The sequence below is a fragment of the Parabacteroides distasonis genome (genome assembly GCF_004793765.1).
GTDB lineage: Bacteria > Bacteroidota > Bacteroidia > Bacteroidales > Tannerellaceae > Parabacteroides > Parabacteroides distasonis_A.
Genome location: NZ_SRYM01000056.1, coordinates 20,502 through 27,139 on the forward strand (window position 1 = coordinate 20,502; position 6,638 = coordinate 27,139).

Here is a 6,638-nt window from a genome sequence, read left to right on the forward strand (position 1 = left end):
AATTTTTTCATAGTTAAGGTTTTGGTTAAATAAGATAAGGTTGGATCGTGAGATTCAGCCTTATCGCTTTTTATGCCTCTGTCCGAATAATTTCTCAATCAAATCCTTTCGTCCCATCTTTTGTAATACTTGTGTGATCTGACGGCGTGACTCGGGTTTATACCAGAAGAAGAACTGGCGTTGTGCCAACTTCTGTTCTTTTGAGTGGGCCGTATATACTTTCTCCAACGTATAAGGATGATAGCCGGTATAATACATCTCCGTAGCCAATGTCATCGGCGTGGGCGTGAAGTCTTGTACTTGCTCCAACTGGAAATGCAAGCTTTTAGTGATCACCGCCAGCTCCGCCATATCCGCCTCGGTACATCCCGGATGGCTGGAGATGAAATAGGGGATGAGTTGCTGGTTCAACCCGTATTGCCGGTTTACCTTATCAAATATCTTCTTGAACTGTCCGAATTGCGAGAAAGACGGTTTACGCATTTGTTTCAACACCCCGTCTTGCGTATGCTCCGGGGCCACTTTCAAGCGACCGGATACGTGGCGGGCGATTAACTCCTCGGTATAGGTCTGGGCCGCCTTATTTAAGGGCTCTTCCGCATAACGGTGTAATAAGAGGTCATAGCGTACGCCGCTTCCGATAAACGACTTCTTGATTCCGGGAAGTTGATCTACCGCTTTGTAGATATCCAGTAGCGGCGTATGATCCGCGTTCAAGTTCTTGCAAACGATGGGGGAGATACAGGACGGTTTCTTGCATTTGGCGCAAATCCGCTCATCTTTGCCCTTCATACGGTACATATTGGCGGAAGGGCCTCCCAAATCGCTTAGATATCCCTTGAAATCGGGCATTTCGGTAATCGCTTTCACTTCCTTCAAGATCGATTCCTTGCTTCGGGAGGCGATAAATTTCCCTTGATGCGCCGATATGGTACAGAATGCGCATCCTCCGAAACAACCCCGGTGGATATTCACTGAGAACTTGATCATCTCGAAAGCCGGTATCACTTTTCCTTTGTATTTGGGATGCGGCAAGCGGGTATAGGGAAGGTCGTAGGAGGCATCTATCTCCGCCTCTGTCATTGGCGGGAAAGGAGGATTCACTATGATCACCTGCTTTCCTACCTTTTGCAAGATACGTGAGGCATTGTATTTGTTGGATTCCTCTTCGATATGCCGGAAATTCTTCGCTTGTTTCAATTTATCTTTTAGGCATTCCTCGTGTGAGAAAAGCACGATATCATCGTCTTTCGCATCCTCTTTGTCTGCCAGATAAACCGTTTGGCAGATGTCCTTGATCTTGTTGAAAGGAATGCCGGACTTTAGGCGGCGCACCAATTCCTTGATCGGTTTCTCGCCCATGCCGTAAATCAATAAATCGGCCGGGCTGCTGGCTAGGATTCCCGGTAATAGCTTATCTTGCCAATAATCGTAATGCGTAAGCCGGCGTAATGAGGCCTCGATGCTGCCCAATACGACGGGGACATCCGGATACAATTCTTTCAGTATTTTAGTATAGACGATACTCGGATAGTCCGGACGCATTCCCGGACGTTGGTCCGGCGTATAGGCGTCGTCGCTGCGTAATCGCTTATTGGCTGTATAATGGTTGATCATTGAATCCATGGCACCGGCAGATACACCAAAGAAAAGCCGGGGAACGCCCAGCTTCTTGAAATCCCGGTGATCACCCCGCCAATCCGGTTGCGGTACGATCGCTACCCGTAATCCTTCCGCTTCCAATACACGACCAATCACGGCCACCCCGAAAGAGGGGTGATCTACATAGGCATCTCCCGAGAAAAGGATCACGTCGAGGTAATCCCATCCCCGTGCCTCGACTTCTTTCTTCGTCGTGGGCAACCAATTGTCTAGTTTGAATGTTTTCATAATACAAAGGTACGTGATAATCTTGGAATAATCATAGAGACGTTATTCATAACTTTTATTTATGGGGAATTCGTTTTTATGATTAGGACAAGAGTTCTCTATCTCGTATCTTTGTGTCGAAAAGAAAAATAAACATTTAAAAACAAGGTTTCTTATGAAAACACTCACAGACGAGAAGCTGACGATTGTCGGCGCAGCAGGTATGATCGGTTCTAATATGGCACAGACCGTTATTATGATGGGTCTGACTTCCAACATTTGTTTGTACGACCCTTACGCGCCGGGCTTGGAGGGAGTCGCCGAGGAATTATTCCATTGTGGTTTCGAGGGTGTAAACATCACTTTTACCTCAGACATCAAAGAGGCTTTGACGGGCGCTAAATATATTGTTAACTCCGGTGGTGCCGCAAGAAAGGCCGGTATGACCCGTGAGGATCTCCTGAAAGGAAACGCCGCTATCGCCGAGGAGTTCGGCAAGAATGTAAAGGCTTATTGCCCGGACGTAAAGCACATCGTGGTTATCTTTAATCCGGCGGATATTACCGGTTTGATTACCTTATTGTATTCTGGCTTGAGACCATCTCAGGTTACGACATTGGCCGCATTGGATTCTACTCGTTTACGCAGTGAGTTGGCAAAACATTTCGATATCTCTATGGATCAGGTTGAGAATTGCCGTACGTATGGCGGTCATGGCGAGCAAATGGCTGTTTTCGCCTCTACCGCTAAGGTGGATGGCAAGCCTTTGACGGAACTTATCGGTACGGATGCCTTGACGAAAGATCAATGGGCGGAGATACAAACTAAGGTTACGAAGGGCGGCGCTAACATTATCGCTTTGCGGGGCCGTTCTTCCTTCCAAAGCCCGTCGTATGTATCTATCGAGATGATCGCTGCGGCGATGGGTGGCAAACCGTTCCGTTGGCCGGCTGGCGCTTATGTGTCAAATGGAAAGTTCGATCATATCATGATGGCTTGGGAGACCTCGATTACGAAAGACGGCGTAACGTTGAAAGAGGTGCATGGTACACCGGAAGAAGAGGCTGCCTTGGAGAAGAGCTACAAGCACCTTTGCGCTTTGCGCGACGAGGTGATCGCTATGGGCGTGCTTCCCGCTATTTCCGAATGGCATAAATTGAATCCGAATATCCAGTAAGTATCTGCCCCAAAGATGGGTAAAAGGTGTATCAAAAGTCTCGGTTCACTGGGCTTTTGATACACCTTTTTTCTTTTATAAACCAGGCTCTTGCTCCTCTGGTTCCGGCTTGGGCCTCTCGGTGGTTGTCTTCCGATCGGCGGCGGCTTTCACTTGAGCGACGCGCTGGTTGTAGCTTGCGCTCACCTCGCCGATCAGTGCGTTGACATTACGGATCAAGGCCGTGCGCTCCTCGGTAGGGTTGAGCACGTTATTGGCGAAGACGTAGTCCATGATATCCTCGTAGGTTGTCACTAGGCGGGTGCGGATATCCTTGCTAGGCTCCGTTTTTGCGGCTGCGCGTGCCAGCATACGTTGGTTGGTCAGCGTATCATAGCGTTCGTTGGCCTCCTTCATCTCCACGATTACCGGGGTCAGCCCGAGCGTATCAAGGCAGTCCGGCAGGTCGCCCTTGGCGAGGTCGTTGAGCAACCCCCGGATCGTGGTTGTCTCCTGCTGGGCAGGCAGGTATGCGCTTCCTTGATAAGGGCGTGTGACCATTTCGAGCTTGACTGCCGCCGTGCGTTGCGCTTCAATGGGGCTTTTTGTCAGTTGTTGCACCATGGTGGTGAGGAAGACGAGTCGTTCGTCCCGTATCTTGTCCACTTCCTCCATTTGGGCCGTCTCCTCACTGGCGGTTGATACCTTAACGTTGTCTGTCAGCAAGGCCATATCCTGCGACAAGGCTTGCTCCAGCCGGGTAGGGATGCCCAAGGCATTCGTTTCCTCCAGGGAGATCTCATCGGGCGATTCGGAATCACCAGTCTTGTTGAAAGCCAATTTGTGAAATTTGCTGATAAACCCGCCGTGCTCGGCATTGTTCAATTTCATGAAGTTGTAGTCTTTGTTTCGAAGGAATGTTCCCATGGTCATTCTGTTTTAAAATTTGGTTAAAGATACGATTCTTTTCAAGAAATGGTGTAAGATCCTCTTTATTTCTCTCGATATAGTCCTTTAAGGGGGGCGAAAGCCATTTTGAGGTCGGAATCACCCCTGCGATCGGTCTGGAAATGCGATTCCGAGGTCGGAATGGGACTTCCAAGCGGGTTGGGAATGTGACTCCAAGGTCGGAATGGCACTATCAATCGGTTTGGAGATATGATTTTGACCCCGGAATCGGACTTCCAATTGGGTCGCAGGTCCGATTTCGGGGTCGATATGATAATAGGAGGAAGGCCGTTGGCCTTCTCCCAAGGCTCAATTCGCGGATCGCTGCCGGAGCGTGACTTCATTCTGTGTGGTAGCAACGATAATTTCAGTGATGTTATAGTTCACCTTCGCCTCGATTGTTTCTGTTTCCGATCGCAGGTATAGGATTGGAGGCTCGAAAGAGTAAGTCCCGGTTACTTGATAAGTCGTATCATTCGCCCAGCAAGGCTGCCTTGAGGCCACCTCTTGCACATCGAGCGTGAAATCCGTCTCTCCTAATGAGAGATTGTACGTTCCGATAAGTGGATAGACTCCTAGGGCCATCCAGGGAATCGTATCATGAGCCGCCCATTGGGTATTAACTAAAGCGTTTGGATCTACCTTGAGCTCGTCGTCATCGGAGCATGCGAATCCTGCGCTCAACAGGGCGCAGGATAGGAGGATTAAGATTGTGTGTTTCATATTCTTCTTGGTTTAATGAACGTTTGTCAATATCTTGAAATCACTGTTGAATGTGGCTTTGTCCGTAGGAAATGATAAAGGATCATTTATGGAGAAGAACCCATTGGACAAACCACTCCATCCCCAGTTCATATCTAAGTAGTCATAATAAGTAGAGCTGTCGTAGATATGTCGTTTCCATGCGTCACAAATCCAAGCATGACCACCTTCAGAACTTTGAGCCATGAATAAAATAGGATAACCATTTTGTAGGCTTTGGATACATTTTTCAATGCTATAGGCGGTGAAACTCCCTGCGCCTAATCCATAGGATCTTAGAACTTCTGGAATAGCGGTCACTGCGGTTGCTTGGGGAATTCCACTTCCACTGCATCTATAATTTATATTGATACGAGACCCTATTTCTGCGATTAAACCGCTAACTTGATTTTTGACCGTTGTGCTAGAAGAATTTTTAACTGTACTACTTGCTAATATTGTAGTCCAACTTAAATTACTAGGCTTCTTATAATAAGCTAAAAGCTGTGCGACTGCGATGGGTATACAGCCTGCTGGATAATGGCCATCATAACAAGAAGCAGTAGGGCAACCTAGATTATAAGGTGATTCTTGTCCCCAAATGGTCGGTAGAAAATGATAGCAAGTTTCTGCGGTCATTTTTGTTTCTATCATTTTCTTTTGGACGCCTGCGTAATGTTCTGCTAAATCTTGTCGTAGGAAATCTGGAATAGATCTGAAATATAGCCGTAAAGGCTCTATAAACAATGTGTCAGACAATGAGCCAAAAGGAACAGACGCGATAACTCTATTGATTCGTCTGTCTCCTACTACGATTGCATATCCTTCTTGACCATCAGTTTCCGTTAAGAACTCATATACCACGATTGTATCTTTTGCCGATACAGGTAATACATCCTTGTTATCGATATAAAATTCTTTGACTTTGTGTCCTTTGATTTCTGTGGATATAGTGGATTTTGTATGGACATCCGTTATAAAGCCTTTTAACAGGGTGCTTGCTTCTTCGATACTCAAGACCTTCTCGTTTAGAGGTTGCTCTTCCGACTGAGGAATATTTATATCCTCATTAGAGCAAGAGAACATTACACCAACGGATAGCGATAATGCTATTAAAATACTTTTGTTCATAAGTGTAAAATAATTAGAATAGGTTTCACTATGAAATTTAGCTTACAGCATGTGCTGATTATTGAGAGTAATCCCCAGATTTTAAGAGGAGGATTGAGTCCGGTTCAAATCGTTCGTAAGTTAACGTATTTTTTTGAAATTGATGTTGTTTCAAGTCTATTATTTTATATTGCTGTCCGATAAAACTCAGAAAATGCGATAAAGTATGGCTCGAACGCTGATTTTACAGTGTTCGAGTCTTCCTTTTTGTTTTTTTAAGCCCCTTATCCAAAAAGTGATGGTTCAGGAGGTGCTCCGGAAGCCTCGGAAAGAATGATTTCCCATTCCTTTTCGGGGTTATTGAACAGACTGTAGAAATCGACGTAGTACATCAGTGTTATCCTGACCATAGTAGCCAGTCCTGAGAAGCTCCATTGGCGTTTCAATCCCTTCTTCATCACCATAAGCAGCAGATTTGCGATGAGCGTCACCCAGATTTGGATCTTGATGGCGTTGGCGCTCTCGCCATAGAAGTATTTCAGAGGAAAATTCTGTTTCATCTGTTTGAATAACAGTTCGATTTCCCAACGCTGACGATATATGGTTATGATTTCTTCCGGGTCAGATTCCATATCGTTGGTCAACAATGATATCAGTTTGCGCTTCTTGCCATCCACATAAGTGATTATACGAGATTTATGGCGTATGCCCTCTCTGCCTTTAATCTGCTTGACAAACTCCACATGCTGTATCCTGACCTCCATAAAACCGTCGGGAGTCTGATACATTGTATCTGACAGAATGCTGTATTTCA

Annotated in this window: 6 protein-coding genes; 1 reads left to right on the forward strand and 5 read right to left on the reverse strand. The window is 46.2% G+C overall.

What is annotated here, in order from left to right:
• Positions 1–60: 60 nt before the first annotated feature.
• Positions 61–1,890: a YgiQ family radical SAM protein gene (locus E5342_RS15785; protein WP_135959750.1), complete on the reverse strand. Its 1,830-nt coding sequence runs from the start codon at positions 1,888–1,890 to the stop codon at positions 61–63.
• Positions 1,891–2,044: 154 nt separating this feature from the next.
• On the opposite strand from E5342_RS15785, the gene E5342_RS15790 reads away from it, so the two are divergent.
• A complete protein-coding gene (locus tag E5342_RS15790) occupies positions 2,045–3,046 on the forward strand; it encodes a malate dehydrogenase (protein ID WP_121735685.1) in 1,002 nt (333 codons plus the stop codon).
• A 75-nt stretch (positions 3,047–3,121) separates the two neighbouring features.
• Here the strand turns inward: E5342_RS15790 and E5342_RS15795 are convergent, their stop codons facing one another.
• The 4 genes from E5342_RS15795 to E5342_RS15810 form a co-directional block, all read right to left on the reverse strand.
• The gene (locus E5342_RS15795) at positions 3,122–3,952 is read right to left on the reverse strand and encodes a DUF6261 family protein (RefSeq protein ID WP_121735684.1); all 831 of its coding nucleotides are present in this window, start codon (positions 3,950–3,952) and stop codon (positions 3,122–3,124) included.
• A gap of 330 nt (positions 3,953–4,282) precedes the next feature.
• The gene (locus E5342_RS15800; RefSeq protein ID WP_135959751.1) at positions 4,283–4,696 is read right to left on the reverse strand and encodes a hypothetical protein; all 414 of its coding nucleotides are present in this window, start codon (positions 4,694–4,696) and stop codon (positions 4,283–4,285) included.
• 12 nt (positions 4,697–4,708) lie between these two features.
• On the reverse strand, positions 4,709–5,845 hold the full coding sequence (locus tag E5342_RS15805; RefSeq protein WP_121735682.1) for a C10 family peptidase: 1,137 nt from the start codon (positions 5,843–5,845) through the stop codon (positions 4,709–4,711).
• 263 nt (positions 5,846–6,108) lie between these two features.
• The coding region (locus tag E5342_RS15810) for a transposase (protein WP_135959752.1) at positions 6,109–6,638 on the reverse strand (530 nt) is incomplete at its 5' end.